We start from the raw sequence: 14,369 nt of genomic DNA on the forward strand, positions 1-14,369 counted from the left end.
AAGAGAACCCCAATAGCTGCTTTAAGTCTCATTACAAAACTAGTATTGTATTAACTGAGTAAACAGGTTGCTATAAACAACCCCATGGGTCTATTTTTTTTTAGAAATACAGCTATTACTAAAATTAATCAAAAGGCAGTAACACCTACGATTCTGGTGCTAATTCTATTTCTAATCCGTCAAGCTCTGGTGTTATAGGAATTTGGCAACCTAACCTACTATTATCCTCTACATAAAATGCTTCTGCCAACATTAAGTCTTCATCCTGTCCCATCTCAGGTAATTCGTGATCCGACAACACATAACACTGACATGATGCACACATGGCCATCCCTCCGCAGGTTCCTTCTACCGGAAGTTCATAAGCCTTGCAAACTTCCATTAAGTTCATTGCCATATCTGTAGGTGCTTGTATATCATGAACTACACCTTCTCTATCTTTTATTTTTATGGTAATATCAGACATCTTTTATTTATTTTTCTATTCAACAAATTGAATAGCACACTATTTTATTGTAAAAAACCTCACAGGTTTATGAAACCTATGAGGTTTAAAAATAGAACAAATTATTTTTATATAATAGACTTAACTACTTCTTTTTTGGCTTCTTTTTTAGTACCATCAAACCCTTCTACTCCTCCAACTGTAGTATACTTCATCACATACTTCTTATCTGGAAATATTCGTTGATACGCACTCTGACACATAATTGCAGCTTCATGAAAACCTGAAAGAATAAGTTTCAACTTTCCTTTATATGTATTTACATCTCCTATTGCATAAATACCTGGAATATTAGTTTGGTAGTCATAAGAGTTATCTACTTTGATAGCATTCTTTTCTATTTCTAATCCCCAATCACCAATAGGTCCAAGTTTTGGAGACAACCCAAACAACGGTATAAAGTAATCTGTATCAACCTGAATATCTCCTTTGGTTTTATGCTTAATACCTACTCCTGTGATATGATCTTCTCCTTTAAGCTCTTTTACCTCTGCTTCGGTAATCAAATTTACTTTTCCTAGTTTGGTTAGTTCTGCTACACGTTCTACAGAATCCAAAGCTCCTCTAAACTCATTTCTTCTATGCACCAATGTTACTTCGCTCGCTACCTCTGCCAAAAAGATTGTCCAATCTAGTGCAGAATCTCCTCCTCCTGCAATAACGACTCTTTTGTCTCTGTATACTTCGGGATCCCGAATAATATATGCGACACCTTTATCTTCGAAATCAGTAATATTAGGAATCGGTGGTTTACGTGGCTCAAAAGAACCTAATCCACCAGCAATTGCAACTACAGGAGCATTATGCTGTGTTCCTTTATTAGTAGTTACTAAAAAGGTATCATCTTCTAATTTTTCTATAGTCTGAGCTCTCTCTCCTAAAGTAAATCCAGGCTCAAAAGGTTTTATTTGCTCCATTAGATTATTTACCAAATCACCCGCTAGAATCTCTGGAAATCCTGGGATATCATAGATAGGTTTTTTGGGATAAATCTCTGAACATTGACCGCCCGGTTGTGGTAGTGCATCAATGAGGTGTGTTTTCAACTTTAATAATCCTGCTTCAAAAACTGTAAATAATCCTGTTGGTCCTGCACCAATAATTAAAATATCTGTCTTAATCATTTTTCAACTTCTTTTTTTCCTATTAATCCTTTGGTAAATTCATTAAGTACTTCCACTTTTTCTTCGAAATCACCCTTTATTGTTTTTCTATATTCATTTAAATTTTTGACTAAATCGTCGACATTTTCAGGAATTACTTCCTCAAAAAATTGACGTAGTCGTTTTGCTGTGGTTGGCGACTTTCCGTTGGTAGAAATTGCCACTTTCACATTCCCTTTGGTTACTATACCTCCCATATAAAAATCACAATATGGTGGGTTATCGGCTACATTAACCAATTTTGCCTGTGCTCTGCAGTCTTTCCAGACTTGTACATTTACTTTAGGGACATCGGTAGTTGCAATAACTACATGTCGCCCTTCTAAGTATTTTACATCATACACATCTGTTACCATAGTAACACAATATCTTTCGGCAAGTTTTACTGTTGCCTCCCTAAACATTGGTGACACCATTGTTACTTTAGCATCTGGACTAGATTTTGTCAGGAAATTCAATTTTTCTTCTGCGACATTTCCACCCCCCACTATTAAAACATTAAGGTTTTTAACCTTAAGAAACACGGGGTATAAATTATTTCTTTCCTGATTACTCATTCTACTTCTTTGCCAGATATGCCTTCTTAATATGACTCGTTTAATTCACTTTGTAATGCCAACAATGCTGTTCTATGGTTTACCACTTCTCCTATTACAATTATTGCAGGATTCGACAGCCCTTGTTTTTCTACAATTGCCTCGATAGAACTAATTGTTCCCACTCCTATTTTTTCATCTTCTCTTGTTCCGTTCTGTATTATAGCAATAGGCGTATTAGGCTTATTTGCAGCAGTAAATATTTTTGTTATCTGAGACAACTTACTCATTCCCATCAAAATTACTACTGTGGCATTTGATTGCGCCGCTAGTTTTACGTCTTCAGATAGTGCATGTTTTTTTGTTGTACCTGTAATTACCCAAAAACTTTCTGAAGCTCCCCTCTTGGTCAAAGGAATATTTTGCATGGCAGGTACTGCATATGATGATGATATTCCTGGCACCATAGCTACTTCTAGGCCATATTTTACTGCATACTCCATCTCTTCTGTTCCACGTCCGAATATAAAAGGATCTCCGCCTTTAAGACGAACTACATGCCCTTTTTGCGTTGCATAACTAACAATAAGTTCGTTAATCTGATCTTGATGATACGCATAACATCCTTTTCGTTTACCTACAAAAAGAAGCTCTGCTCCTTTTGCATATTCTAAAAGATCCGGATTTACCAATGCATCATATAAAACGACGTCTGCATTTTCTAAAGCTTTAATAGCCTTGAGCGTAATCAATTCTATATCACCAGGTCCTGCTCCTACAACTGTAAGCTTTGCAGTTTTTGATTGAACCGATATCGCTTTATTCATATTATGGCTACTTTTCTTCAAACTCAACTTCTTTTTTATTCTTTACAAAAATACAACTAAATCACAAAACCTTATTGTACTTCTGTAGCTCTAAATGCTCTTCCTTTTTCTAAAAACTCTTCTGCGTTTTTAATATATGCTACAGCAAAATCTTTTGTCGGTGCATTCTTATTAATCTGATATATTTGATCTGCAAAACTACTACCTACATTAATCTTTCCTGTAGCAACGAATTCATCATCAAAACTTGCAATAATACCTGCATGTGTATTTGTCTTCTTGTTTTCTGCCAGTAATAATGCTTTTGCAGAATTTACCATAGAACTATATGCGTGATAAATTGCATCTGAATACACTTCATTCTCAAAGGAAACCTTTGCATTTTCTATCTTTTCTTCACTTTCTAAAAAGAGAGTGGCGATTAAATCAATAACAACTCCTGCACATTCACCTACTCCAATTGCTTTCACATACTCTTCTTCTGTACCCCAATCGATAAAATCTTCTTGGGTAAGGTTGTCTACATTAGACAAATCCGTTAGAAAATCGTAAAAGTATTTCTCTCCTTTTTCTTCATAATATGTAACAAAAGGTTTCCCGCCGGCATTCGCTTCATAATCATTTAGAATTCTTCGTAACGCCTCTGGTCCTCTTCTACTTGGCACTTTTACTACTTTATCAGCAAAACGTCCTTTACCATCTCCTAAATTCCCTCCTCCTAATAACACTTGAAGTGCTGGAGCAACAAGCTTATCTTTGGTACGCACAGACATTCCCTGAAAACCAATATTAGCCATATTATGTTGACCACATGCATTCATACAGCCACTAATTTTGATTACTAAATCTTCTTTTTCGAGATATTGAGGGTACTCTGCAGCAATCACACGCTCTAATTCTTCTGCAATCCCTGTACTACTTGCTATACCTAGATTACAAGTATCAGTACCTGGACAAGCGGTAATATCAACAGCTTTATTGTATCCTGCTTCTACGAATCCTAATTTTTCTAATTCCTGATAGAAAAAAGGAACCAAATCTTCTTTTATAAAAGGAATCAATATATTCTGACGTAAAGACAATCTAATCTCTCCCGCAGCATATTTTTCTACTAAATCTGCAAGTAACCGTGCTTTGTCTGTATAAAAATCTCCTAACAAAACTTTGATACCGATAGCTACAAAACCAGGCTGCTTTTGTGTGATCACATTTGTAGATTGCCAAAGATCAAAGGCTTTTTGATCTTTAATTTCTACTTGTGGAGCTTTGACAGATACGGGAACCGATACCTCATATGCCTCTGCATCTATGGCAACAGTTTTTTGTGCTATTGCATCCTGCTCTGCTTCTACTAATTCTCTAAAAGCGTCTAGACCAATATCTTTTACTAAGAACTTCATTCTTGCTTTGGCTCTACTTTTTCGTTCACCATGGCGATCAAAAATTCTTAAGACACCTTCCATCAAAGGAATAATTTTATCTGTCGGTAAGAAACTATATAATTCATCAGCAAGTCTTGGTTGTGAACCTAGTCCACCTGCTAGCATTACCTTAAAACCTCTTACTCCATTTTCAATTTTAGCGATAAAGCCTAAATCATGCATATAAGATAACCCAGTATCTTCTTCTGTTCCTGAGAAAGATACTTTAAACTTTCTACCCATCTCTTGACATATCGGATTTCTCAAGAAAAAACGAAATAATGCATCTGCATATGGAGATACATCAAAAGGTTCTTTTACATCAATTCCGGCAGTCTCAGAAGCCGTTACATTACGCACGGTATTACCACAAGCCTCTCTCAGAGTAACATCATCTCTTTCTAACTCTGCCCACAGTTCTGGTGTTCTGTTTAAATCAACATAGTGAATCTGAATATCCTGACGCGTAGTAATATGCAACCTCCCTCGAGAGTACTCATCAGAAACCTCACAAATCCTTCGTAATTGATTACTCAAAACTTTACCATACGGTAACTTAATACGAATCATTTGCACTCCTTCCTGACGTTGCCCATAAACTCCTCGCGCTAATCTAAGGCTTCGGAATTTTTCTTCATCAATCTTTCCATTATGAAATTGCTCAATCTTATTAGCCAATTCTATAATATCATTTTGGACTATTGGGTTTTCTATTTCGGTTCTAAAACTTTGCATCTTTTTTTTATATTTTATCCTTTTTAAAAAAGGACATAACTATGACTTTTGTATACTTATTCCTTGAATTCTAAAATCCTTGCTTTATTCTCTTGATTAAAGAAATTTACTTAATCAATAAATCCTACACCAGCTGTATTATTTGTTTGTGAATCTATCAATATAAAAGATCCTGAAGCTTTATTTTTACTATAAGAATCTATCGCTAGTGGTTTACTCAATTGTATTTGAACTTTTCCTATTTCATTTAGACTTAAAGAATTTTTTGAAGTATTCTCTCCAGAAAAATCTGTCGCAATGGTACCATTTATATTTTTTATTTTAACCAACACTCGACTACTACCACTTTGTATAAAATAATTAGATCCTACAGCAAGATCTTTACTATCCATCCAACAAACGGTGGCTGTCAATTGTTTTTCTACTCTTGGCTTTTCTGCTGATTTTACAATCATATCACCACGACTAACATTAACATCATCCTCTAGTGTAATAGTGCATGAACTTCCTCTTCCCGCTGTATCAAACTTTTGATCAAAAAAGTAAATTTCTTTTACTTTTGATGTTGTTCCTGTTGGCAAAACTGTCACCTCATCTCCTACAGAAAGATCTCCTCCATACAACTTACCAGCATATCCTCTAAAATCATGAAACTCATCTTTTTTAGGTCGAATTACGGTCTGAATCGGGAAACGCACCTGTGCTTTCTCATATACGTCTTGAGCGTCTAATTCTTCTAAGTGTTCTAATAATGTCTGCCCAGAATACCATGGTGTATTCTCTGACGCTTCAACAACATTGTCTCCTTGCAATGCACTTACTGGGATAAAGGTTATATTCTGTTCTTTGTAGTCACTTTTTTTAATTAATTCTTCAAAGTCTGCCTTTATTGCCTCATACTTCTCCTGAGAAAAATCTACAAGATCCATCTTATTAATAGCGACAATTACGTCTTTTACTCTTAATAAGTTATTGATGAAAAAATGGCGGTATGTTTGCTCAATTACACCTTTACGCGCATCAACCAATATAATCGAAGCCTGAGATGTAGAGGCACCCGTAACCATATTTCTAGTATACTCAATATGACCAGGAGTATCTGCTATGATATAGCTTTTGGTTTTTGTAGAAAAATATATGTGAGCAACATCTATAGTTATTCCTTGTTCTCTCTCTGCTACCAATCCGTCTGTAGCAAGTGAAAAATCTAAATAATCAAAACCATTAGCTTTACTTCTGGTTTCGATAGCTTCTAACTTATCAGTAGTTAATGATTTGGTATCATATAAAATACGACCGATCAAGGTACTTTTACCATCATCTACACTTCCTGCTGTTGCTATTTTTAATACGTCCATTTTATTTTGGTTGATGGTCGATAGATATTCGCTAATTACACTTCTCTAATAGTAACTAATAAAACTAAAGCGAACTATCTTCCATATTTTTTTATTCTTAAATTTATATTGTCTGAATCATCAGAATATCATCAAATATTCATAACTAATGAATACTTATTTTTCTTAGAAGTATCCCTGTTGTTTTCTTTTTTCCATGGCTGCTTCTGATCTTTTATCATCAATTCTGGCCCCTCTTTCTGATATCGTTGATTCTCTAATTTCGGCTACTACCTTATCAATGGTAATTGCGTCAGAAAGCACTGCTGCCGTGCAGGACATATCTCCTACAGTACGGAATCTCACCAATCTTTCTTCTACTACTTCATCATCTTCTCTATAGACTACATCATCTTCTGCTGACCAAATCATACCATCTCTAACAAAAGTTTTACGCGTATGTGCAAAATAAATAGAAGGAATTTCTATGTTTTCCTTCTGAATATAACTCCAAACATCTAATTCGGTCCAGTTACTAATCGGAAACACACGAACATTCTGTCCCAGATCAATTTTACCGTTTAGATGATCAAATAACTCTGGGCGCTGGTTTTTCTCATCCCATTGTCCAAAATCATCTCTTACAGAAAAAATACGCTCTTTGGCTCTTGCCTTTTCTTCATCTCGACGTGCACCACCAATTGCCGCATCAAATTTAAATTCTTCTAGTGCATCTAATAATGTAACTGTTTGCAAACTGTTACGGCTTGCATATTTCCCCTTTTCCTCTATTGCTTTTCCTGCATTTATAGAGTCTTGTACATTACGCACTATTAACTCTACTCCTAATTCTTTTGCCAAACGATCTCTAAACTCGATAGTTTCAGGAAAATTATGACCTGTATCTATATGTAATAATGGAAATGGAATTTTACCAGGGTAAAACGCTTTTTGAGCCAGTCGAACTAATGTAATAGAATCTTTTCCTCCTGAGAAAAGTAATACTGGTTTTTCAAACTGTGCAACTACTTCGCGAAAAATATAAATCGCTTCGCTTTCTAATGGATTTACTGTTAACCTTTTCACTCCTTCGACTTGTTCTTTTATATTTTCAATTACTTCCATGTATTAATTTTCTTTCTAGCTTGATTAACTTGTATGTAATCCACATTCTCTATTTCCTAAAACTTTTGTCGGATCAAAATACTTAAACTCATTGGGTAAATTATTCTCTTTCATATAAATATCCAATTGTTCATCACCGTAATAATAAAAAGGACTAACTTTTAACACCCCATCTTTACCAAGGCTTAAAATATCTAAAGAATCCCTTAATGCCGTTTGCCCTTTTCGAAGGTTCGTAAACCAAACATCTGGTTTAAAATCAGCCATCGCTCTTTTAAAAGGCTCTAACTTTACTTGCTCTGTAAACACTTTATGCATTGGATCCTCTATATCTGGTATCCCCATTACCACATCTCTATGAGAAGAGGTTTGTCTAGGAACATACAATTTTATATTTAACCCTAATAAATCAATCACTTCTTCTGCATGTCTATAGGTATTTGGTGTATTATACCCAGAATCACACCATATCACAGGAATATCAGACATTGCAGCAGCACACACATTAAGGATAGCTGCCTCATAAGGTCTAAAATTTGTAGTTACAATAGGTCTTTCAGCATTTAATACTGCCCATTGAATAATCTCCAAAGGGGCTTTATCTCTAAAATTAATATTTAAACGCTCTATTTCTTTTTCCGTAAACTTCATAATCAAATCAATCAGTAAAAACTTATTTTATTTAATCTCACGCAAATGAGACCGATATTATCTCCCCCACTTAATACGATTCCAGACTCTCTCGTGAAAGAAATAAAGAATCATTTTAGTTACAAAATCAATAGATGCTATCGAAGTTGCCAATGCAATTTCGCCAGTAAGTAAATAAGACACTATCAACGTATCTAATGTCCCCACTACTCTCCAGCTCACCGCTTTTGCGATACTACGCAATGGCTTTTCAGACGTTCTATCATCCTGATATGTAGTCTTCTGTGCAGTTACTTTATCTAATATCATTTGGTCTACAATCATTTTTTAATTTCTATTACCCTATCGGAATAGTAGATTATTAAGCAAATGTATATATAAAAATCTGTTTATTAGTCAAAAAGATTTGAAAAACTTTACTCACACTTGTATAATTATCATATTATCAACAAACACCCTATTAGCTTAGTAGATTATTAAAATATCATAAAAAAAACACCAAAAGGACTCTTCTAAAAAGATAAATAAAACCTAAAAAACCACTGAAATACACTACATTTGGCACAAAAACAACAACACAATAGAATACTTAATCCTAAAAGTAACATCTCTTGTTTTGACCTCTTTTGACATGAAAAAAATATTTTTATTCATAATTACCACCTTCTTTTTTATTGCCTGTGATGATGATGATTCATCCCAAATTGATCTATCATTAATCTATGGTAATTGGGCACTTACATCGGTGACTTCGGAAAACGGTACTATTGCAACTATAATTGAAGGAACGGCTGTTGACGGCACTTATGAAATCTCAGGAAAAGAATATTCGACAACTCTTACATTTACAGAATCCGCCTCGGCTGATTTACTTAATTCTTTTTCAAGCTCTGGAGACTTCACACAAATAACAGCAATAAAAACTCCTTTACAATCGTTTAATCATGAAGAAGTAATCCCGGACTTTATAGGATCCAGAGAATGGACTATTGACGAAAACATAATCCTTACTTTTTCTTCTAATACCGAAGAAATTATAGAAATAATCTGGTTAACAGCCGAGACCATGATTTTGCGTAGAGAAATGAATGAAACCGTCGAAATTGACGGAATTACTTTTGAAATCACTGGAAGTCAAATTATCGAACTAGACAAAAGATAATCAATTGTTTAACACAAAAAACAACCACCATTAAACAAAATAGCATTATTTTTATCCCAAAATTTTAACATACCCAAATATATTATGAAAAGAATCAGTTTTATTTTATTCCTACTATCGTTTTCTCTATTTACAGCTTGTAGCGATGATGACAATGCTAATGAACAGGAAGATGATTCAAGCGAATTGACAGGTACATTAACGGGGGACTGGAACCTAACAGGACTTACTGCCTCTGATGGCACACTAAACACCACAGTAGAAGGGCAAGCAGTATCCTTAAGCTACACTGCTATTGGTAAAGATTTTAATACCGAAGTATCTTTTTCTGAATCTCCTAATGTTGTTACAAGTAGTGGAAGTTTTACTACTGAGGTAACCTTTAGTTTTTTTGGTATCGAAGAATCTCAAGAAGTTCCGGGTCAAGAGTTCGCAATTGTAGGAACATGGAGTCTAGAAGGTGATCAACTTACTATTTTAAATACTACAACATCAGAGGAGCGTATCGCTACAGTCACTACATTAACCGATACCACGTTGATTTTTGAGATCGAAATAGATGAAAATCTTGAAGATTCAACCTTATTTGAAGGTTTTGATCTAACTGGCACAATTACCGGAACAGTCGTATATACACTTACAAAGTAACATATTATACAATATTAACAACACACAAAAAATCAGGGCAATGCGCCCTGATTTTTTTTATATTTAAAATAACATATCCCTATATCTCTAATAAAGCTTGTTCAATATCCTCAATAATATCGTCTATATGCTCTAATCCAACAGAGCACCGCACCATGCCATTGGTAATACCCACCACTTGCTTATCTTCATCGGCTAACTTGCTATGTGTTGTTGATGCAGGATGTGTAACAATAGTTCGGGTATCTCCAAGATTTGCAGATAGAGAACACATCTCTATACTATCAAAAAATGTTTTTCCGCCCTGCACACCACCTTTCACTTCAAAAGCTACAATATTTCCTCCTGACTTCATTTGTTTCTTAGCTATTTCATATTGAGGATGTGATGGCAAAAATGGATATTTCACCCAATTTACTTTAGGGTGCGATTCTAGAAACTCTGCAAGTTTTAATGCATTTTCGCAATGTCGATCTGCACGCACTGCCAATGTTTCTAAACTTTTGGACAACACCCACGCATTAAAAGGTGACATAGCAGGTCCGGTAATTCTCGAAAACAAATAAATCTCTCTAATCAATTCTTTTCGACCTACCGTAACACCTCCTAACACTCTTCCCTGACCATCAATTAGTTTGGTTGCAGAATGAATAACCAAGTCAGCCCCAAACTTAATTGGGTTTTGCAAATAAGGCGTCGCAAAACAGTTATCAATTACCAATAGAATATTATGTTTTTTTGCAATAGCACCCAACCGCTCTAAATCTAATACATCGACCCCTGGATTTGTCGGAGATTCTGCATATATTATTTTAGTATTAGGCTGAATAAGATTCTCTACAGAGTCAACATCATTCACAGGAAAATAACTCGTTTCTATGTTCCATTTCGGGAAATACTTAGTAAACAATGCATGTGTAGCCCCAAAAACTGATCTACAAGAAACAATATGGTCTCCAGCATCTAGTAATGCTGCAAAAGTAGAATACACAGCAGCCATTCCTGTTGCAAATGCAAAACCATCTTCTGCTCCTTCTAGACGACACATTTTGGTTACAAATTCATTTGTATTCGGATTACTATACCTACTATACAAATCACGTTGTTTTTCTTCAGCAAAAGCTGCTCTCATTTCCTCAGAGTCTTCAAAAACGAATCCCGAGGTCAAATACATAGGTGTAGAATGCTCTAGAAATTGTGTTTTCTCTGTTTGCGTTCGAACCGCTTGTGTTTCAAAATTTTGAGTTTCTAAGCTCATACTTCTTCGTTATTAACCAATACTTTATATTCTATCGCTGCTGTGGGTTCTAATGTCTTTGATACTGAACAATATTTCTCAAAAGACAACTGCGCTGCTCTTTTCGCTTTTGCAGGAACAATTTCTCCTTCTAAATAAACAATTACTTCTATTACTTTAAAAGGAGTTGCATCTTCTATTTTTTCTCGATTTCCTATTACTTCTACTTTATACGAAGTAATATTTTGTCGCTGTTTTTTGAGTATAGAAATAATATCAATAGAACTACAGCCTGCTACCCCCATCAATACATACTCCATAGGGCTTGGCGCTAGATCATGTCCTCCTACAGCAGCTTTACTATCTATATAGGTAACATGACCTCTTTCATTCTTGAGTTCGAAATGATAGTCTTCGTTTATTCTCTCTAATTCTATTTTCATAATAATCACCCACTAACTCCAATTAAAAAAGGAGAACTCTCATTTGGGCATTTTGAGAGTTATTATTAAATATTTTAATTTATCTTCATTTTACAATATGGGATACCTGTCTTCCCCTGCATTAAAAACTGACTTCAAAAAACAAGTTCGCGTCTATCCTTTTTCTGTCAATCTCAAAATATCCCCAAAAACACCTCTTGCAGTAACTGCAGCTCCGGCACCGGCACCTTGAATCACAATAGGCTGATCTCCATACGACTCTGTATATATTTCAAATATTGAATCAGAACCTTTTACTTGACCTAATGCACTACTTTGCGGTACAGATACTAACTTTACGTCTAAACTTCCTTTCTCCTGGGATAAATCTCCCCAAAGATCACCAATATATCTCAACACATGATTCGGTTCTTGCTCTGTTTTCGCTTTTTGATATGTAGAATTAAGCTCTTCTAAACGTTCTAGAAACTCCTTTGCACTCCCGTCCCTTAATCCTTCAGGAATTAAATTATGAATCTTTACGTCATCAAACTCATTACTCAAATCTAATTCTCTAGCGAGAATTAACAATTTTCTTCCTACATCATTTCCACATAAATCCTCCCTCGGATCAGGCTCAGTAAACCCCTGATCTATTGCTTCTTGCAAAACTTCGCTAAATGGTCTTTCTTCAACAGAAAATGTATTAAATAAATAACTTAATGATCCAGAAAAAACACCTTTTATTCTAGTAATATTTTCTCCTGACAAATGTAACAACTTAATAGTATCTATAAGCGGCAACCCTGCCCCAACATTTGTCTCATACAAATACTGCTTTTGATTCTCCTGAAGTTTTGCTCTTAACTGTTTATAAAACTCAAAACTTAATGTATTTGCTACCTTATTAGATGATACCAAATCAAAACCATGCTCAACTAATTGGATATAATTTTTTGTGAAAGCTTCGCTTGCAGTATTATCGACAACTATTAAATTTTCTAAATGATGTTCGTCTGCAAATCGAATTACATCTTCTATTTTATATGAAACACCTAATGTTTCTAAATCAGATTTCCAACTAGCATTAATTCCGTTAGTATCAAACAGCACTTTACGAGAATTTGCAACAGCAAAGATATTAAGTTCTATCTTTTTTCGATTTTCTATTCCTTCTGCAGATTTAAGGATTTGATCAATTAAGGTTCCCCCAACTAATCCGTGCCCAAATATTGCAATATTTATTTTTTTTGAAATTTCGAAAATCTCTCCATGTATTACATTTAAAGCCTTGTGCAATTGATTTTTACGAACGACTAAACTAACATTTTTACCAGTAACTGTATTATTAAATAATAGGGGGACTACCTGGTTTTTAATTAATGCATTATAAGGCTTATGAAATGTACTTAGATCCTGACCTATAATAGAAATAACCGACACATTTTCTTCTATTGTGATCCCACTTACATCTCGCGTATAAAAATCAGATTCGAATTCTTGTTCTAAAACCTGTTTTGCATCTTTTGCTCTATCGGCTTCTACAACAAATCCGATACCTCGTTCTGATGATCCTTGGGAAATGATACTGACACTAATATTTTTATGTGCCAAAACCCTAAAAATTCTTGCATCTACTCCTACTTTCCCCAAAAGTCCTCTTCCTTCTAGATTAATAAGTGCTACATTCTCTAATACCGAAAGAGACTTTATCCCTTTTTCGCTTGCTTTGGATGTAATTAATGTACCTTCACCCTCATGATCAAAAGTATTTAATATTCTAAGCGGAATATTTTTTTCGATCAAAGGAATGATCGTTTTGGCATGTAATACATTGGCTCCAAAATAAGCTAATTCGTTGGCTTCGATAAAAGATAGTTTGGCTATTTTTTTGGCTGAAGGCACTAACTCTGGGTCGGCTGTATAAATACCATTAACATGTGTAAAATTTTGCAACTCATCTGCATCCAAATAGTTTGCCAATAATGCCGCAGTATAATTACTTCCATTTCTGCCTAGAGTTGTCGTTTCGTTTTTAGTATTCGATGCTATAAAGCCAGTAACTATATGTACTGTAGCAGCATCATACTCTTGAAAATGACTAACTACATTTTCCTTAGATAATTTATCCAAAGGTTGTGCATCGCCGAATTGGGCATCAGTAATTATAAGATCTCTACTATCGGTAAAATTAGCTTTGATGTTTTTTTCCTTAAGCACATGAGTTAAAAGCTTTGCAGATATGACTTCTCCTTGTGACAATACTTGATCCTTTATCCTCTTGCTATGGTCCCCCAAAAGAGAAACACCTTCGAACAATTTATCCAGTACCTCAAACTCTTCATCAAAACTAACATTAGAAAATCCTTCTTTTTGATACTTCTTAAATGCCTCTAGTTGCTCCTTATATGGTTCATTTTTTGATGCCTTTTGTAAAATTTCTTCAAGTTCATCTGTTGTTTTTCCCCTTGCCGACAATACTACGGTGATTTTTTCACCATTTTTTATCTTATCTTGTATTATTTGTACCACTGCCTGGATGCTTTCTTTATCCGCTAGTGATTTTCCTCCAAATTTTAGAACCTTCATTTCTTTATTAA

At 34.8% G+C, this 14,369-nt stretch carries 14 protein-coding genes; 2 read left to right on the top strand and 12 right to left on the bottom strand.

Annotated elements, in window-relative coordinates:
- Positions 1 to 145 precede the first annotated feature (145 nt).
- The 9 genes from DZ60_RS0105755 to DZ60_RS0105795 form a co-directional block, all read right to left on the bottom strand.
- Positions 146 to 466 carry a 2Fe-2S iron-sulfur cluster-binding protein gene (locus DZ60_RS0105755; protein ID WP_025741138.1) on the bottom strand — a complete coding sequence of 107 codons (321 nt, stop codon included), beginning with the start codon at positions 464 to 466 and terminating at the stop codon, positions 146 to 148.
- A 107-nt stretch (positions 467 to 573) separates the two neighbouring features.
- Positions 574 to 1,629, bottom strand: a complete 1,056-nt coding sequence (locus DZ60_RS0105760) for an NAD(P)/FAD-dependent oxidoreductase (protein WP_025741139.1) — start codon at positions 1,627 to 1,629, stop codon at positions 574 to 576.
- On the bottom strand, positions 1,626 to 2,225 hold the full coding sequence (locus DZ60_RS0105765; RefSeq protein WP_025741140.1) for a precorrin-2 dehydrogenase/sirohydrochlorin ferrochelatase family protein: 600 nt from the start codon (positions 2,223 to 2,225) through the stop codon (positions 1,626 to 1,628). The genes DZ60_RS0105760 and DZ60_RS0105765 overlap by 4 nt, the downstream gene beginning before the upstream one ends.
- A 26-nt stretch (positions 2,226 to 2,251) precedes the next feature.
- A complete protein-coding gene (gene cobA / locus DZ60_RS0105770; protein WP_025741141.1) occupies positions 2,252 to 3,031 on the bottom strand; it encodes a uroporphyrinogen-III C-methyltransferase in 780 nt (259 codons plus the stop codon).
- A gap of 71 nt (positions 3,032 to 3,102) precedes the next feature.
- Positions 3,103 to 5,187, bottom strand: a complete 2,085-nt coding sequence (locus DZ60_RS0105775; protein WP_025741142.1) for a HEPN domain-containing protein — start codon at positions 5,185 to 5,187, stop codon at positions 3,103 to 3,105.
- 110 nt (positions 5,188 to 5,297) lie between these two features.
- Entirely contained in the window at positions 5,298 to 6,545 is a 1,248-nt protein-coding gene (locus DZ60_RS0105780) for a sulfate adenylyltransferase subunit 1 (RefSeq protein ID WP_025741143.1), read from the bottom strand.
- Between the two features lie 165 nt (positions 6,546 to 6,710).
- Positions 6,711 to 7,649 carry a sulfate adenylyltransferase subunit CysD gene (gene cysD / locus DZ60_RS0105785; protein WP_051477584.1) on the bottom strand — a complete coding sequence of 313 codons (939 nt, stop codon included), beginning with the start codon at positions 7,647 to 7,649 and terminating at the stop codon, positions 6,711 to 6,713.
- Positions 7,650 to 7,673: 24 nt separating this feature from the next.
- Positions 7,674 to 8,300: a phosphoadenosine phosphosulfate reductase domain-containing protein gene (locus DZ60_RS0105790; protein WP_025741145.1), complete on the bottom strand. Its 627-nt coding sequence runs from the start codon at positions 8,298 to 8,300 to the stop codon at positions 7,674 to 7,676.
- A gap of 57 nt (positions 8,301 to 8,357) precedes the next feature.
- Positions 8,358 to 8,624 (bottom strand): DUF2061 domain-containing protein, encoded by a 267-nt coding sequence (locus DZ60_RS0105795; RefSeq protein ID WP_025741146.1) that lies wholly within the window; start codon positions 8,622 to 8,624, stop codon positions 8,358 to 8,360.
- Between the two features lie 307 nt (positions 8,625 to 8,931).
- Between DZ60_RS0105795 and DZ60_RS0105800 the strand changes: the two genes are divergently transcribed.
- On the top strand, positions 8,932 to 9,462 hold the full coding sequence (locus DZ60_RS0105800) for a hypothetical protein (protein ID WP_025741147.1): 531 nt from the start codon (positions 8,932 to 8,934) through the stop codon (positions 9,460 to 9,462).
- An 84-nt stretch (positions 9,463 to 9,546) separates the two neighbouring features.
- Positions 9,547 to 10,110, top strand: a complete 564-nt coding sequence (locus tag DZ60_RS0105805; RefSeq protein WP_025741148.1) for a hypothetical protein — start codon at positions 9,547 to 9,549, stop codon at positions 10,108 to 10,110.
- A gap of 79 nt (positions 10,111 to 10,189) precedes the next feature.
- On the opposite strand, the gene DZ60_RS0105810 is transcribed toward DZ60_RS0105805, so the two are convergent.
- From DZ60_RS0105810 to thrA, 3 genes are all read right to left on the bottom strand, one after another.
- Positions 10,190 to 11,368, bottom strand: a complete 1,179-nt coding sequence (locus DZ60_RS0105810; RefSeq protein ID WP_025741149.1) for a trans-sulfuration enzyme family protein — start codon at positions 11,366 to 11,368, stop codon at positions 10,190 to 10,192.
- The gene (locus DZ60_RS0105815) at positions 11,365 to 11,790 is read right to left on the bottom strand and encodes an OsmC family protein (RefSeq protein WP_025741150.1); all 426 of its coding nucleotides are present in this window, start codon (positions 11,788 to 11,790) and stop codon (positions 11,365 to 11,367) included. The genes DZ60_RS0105810 and DZ60_RS0105815 overlap by 4 nt, the downstream gene beginning before the upstream one ends.
- Before the next feature lie 153 nt (positions 11,791 to 11,943).
- Complete coding sequence (thrA, locus tag DZ60_RS0105820) at positions 11,944 to 14,358, bottom strand: bifunctional aspartate kinase/homoserine dehydrogenase I (RefSeq protein WP_025741151.1); 2,415 nt, start codon at positions 14,356 to 14,358, stop codon at positions 11,944 to 11,946.
- Positions 14,359 to 14,369: the final 11 nt, after the last annotated feature.

This window comes from Aquimarina pacifica, assembly GCF_000520955.1.
GTDB lineage: Bacteria > Bacteroidota > Bacteroidia > Flavobacteriales > Flavobacteriaceae > Aquimarina > Aquimarina pacifica.

What these genes read in the sequence shown, in the direction of transcription:
- DZ60_RS0105760 (WP_025741139.1), bottom strand. Translation starts at nt 1,629, where the DNA reads ATGATTAAGACAGATATTTTAATTATTGGTGCAGGACCAACAGGATTA.
- DZ60_RS0105815 (WP_025741150.1), bottom strand. Translation starts at nt 11,790, where the DNA reads ATGAAAATAGAATTAGAGAGAATAAACGAAGACTATCATTTCGAACTC.
- thrA (WP_025741151.1), bottom strand. Translation starts at nt 14,358, where the DNA reads ATGAAGGTTCTAAAATTTGGAGGAAAATCACTAGCGGATAAAGAAAGC.
- DZ60_RS0105755 (WP_025741138.1), bottom strand. Translation starts at nt 466, where the DNA reads ATGTCTGATATTACCATAAAAATAAAAGATAGAGAAGGTGTAGTTCAT.
- DZ60_RS0105810 (WP_025741149.1), bottom strand. Translation starts at nt 11,368, where the DNA reads ATGAGCTTAGAAACTCAAAATTTTGAAACACAAGCGGTTCGAACGCAA.
- DZ60_RS0105765 (WP_025741140.1), bottom strand. Translation starts at nt 2,225, where the DNA reads ATGAGTAATCAGGAAAGAAATAATTTATACCCCGTGTTTCTTAAGGTT.
- cobA (WP_025741141.1), bottom strand. Translation starts at nt 3,031, where the DNA reads ATGAATAAAGCGATATCGGTTCAATCAAAAACTGCAAAGCTTACAGTT.
- DZ60_RS0105775 (WP_025741142.1), bottom strand. Translation starts at nt 5,187, where the DNA reads ATGCAAAGTTTTAGAACCGAAATAGAAAACCCAATAGTCCAAAATGAT.
- DZ60_RS0105805 (WP_025741148.1), top strand. Translation starts at nt 9,547, where the DNA reads ATGAAAAGAATCAGTTTTATTTTATTCCTACTATCGTTTTCTCTATTT.
- DZ60_RS0105790 (WP_025741145.1), bottom strand. Translation starts at nt 8,300, where the DNA reads ATGAAGTTTACGGAAAAAGAAATAGAGCGTTTAAATATTAATTTTAGA.
- DZ60_RS0105795 (WP_025741146.1), bottom strand. Translation starts at nt 8,624, where the DNA reads ATGATTGTAGACCAAATGATATTAGATAAAGTAACTGCACAGAAGACT.
- cysD (WP_051477584.1), bottom strand. Translation starts at nt 7,649, where the DNA reads ATGGAAGTAATTGAAAATATAAAAGAACAAGTCGAAGGAGTGAAAAGG.
- DZ60_RS0105780 (WP_025741143.1), bottom strand. Translation starts at nt 6,545, where the DNA reads ATGGACGTATTAAAAATAGCAACAGCAGGAAGTGTAGATGATGGTAAA.
- DZ60_RS0105800 (WP_025741147.1), top strand. Translation starts at nt 8,932, where the DNA reads ATGAAAAAAATATTTTTATTCATAATTACCACCTTCTTTTTTATTGCC.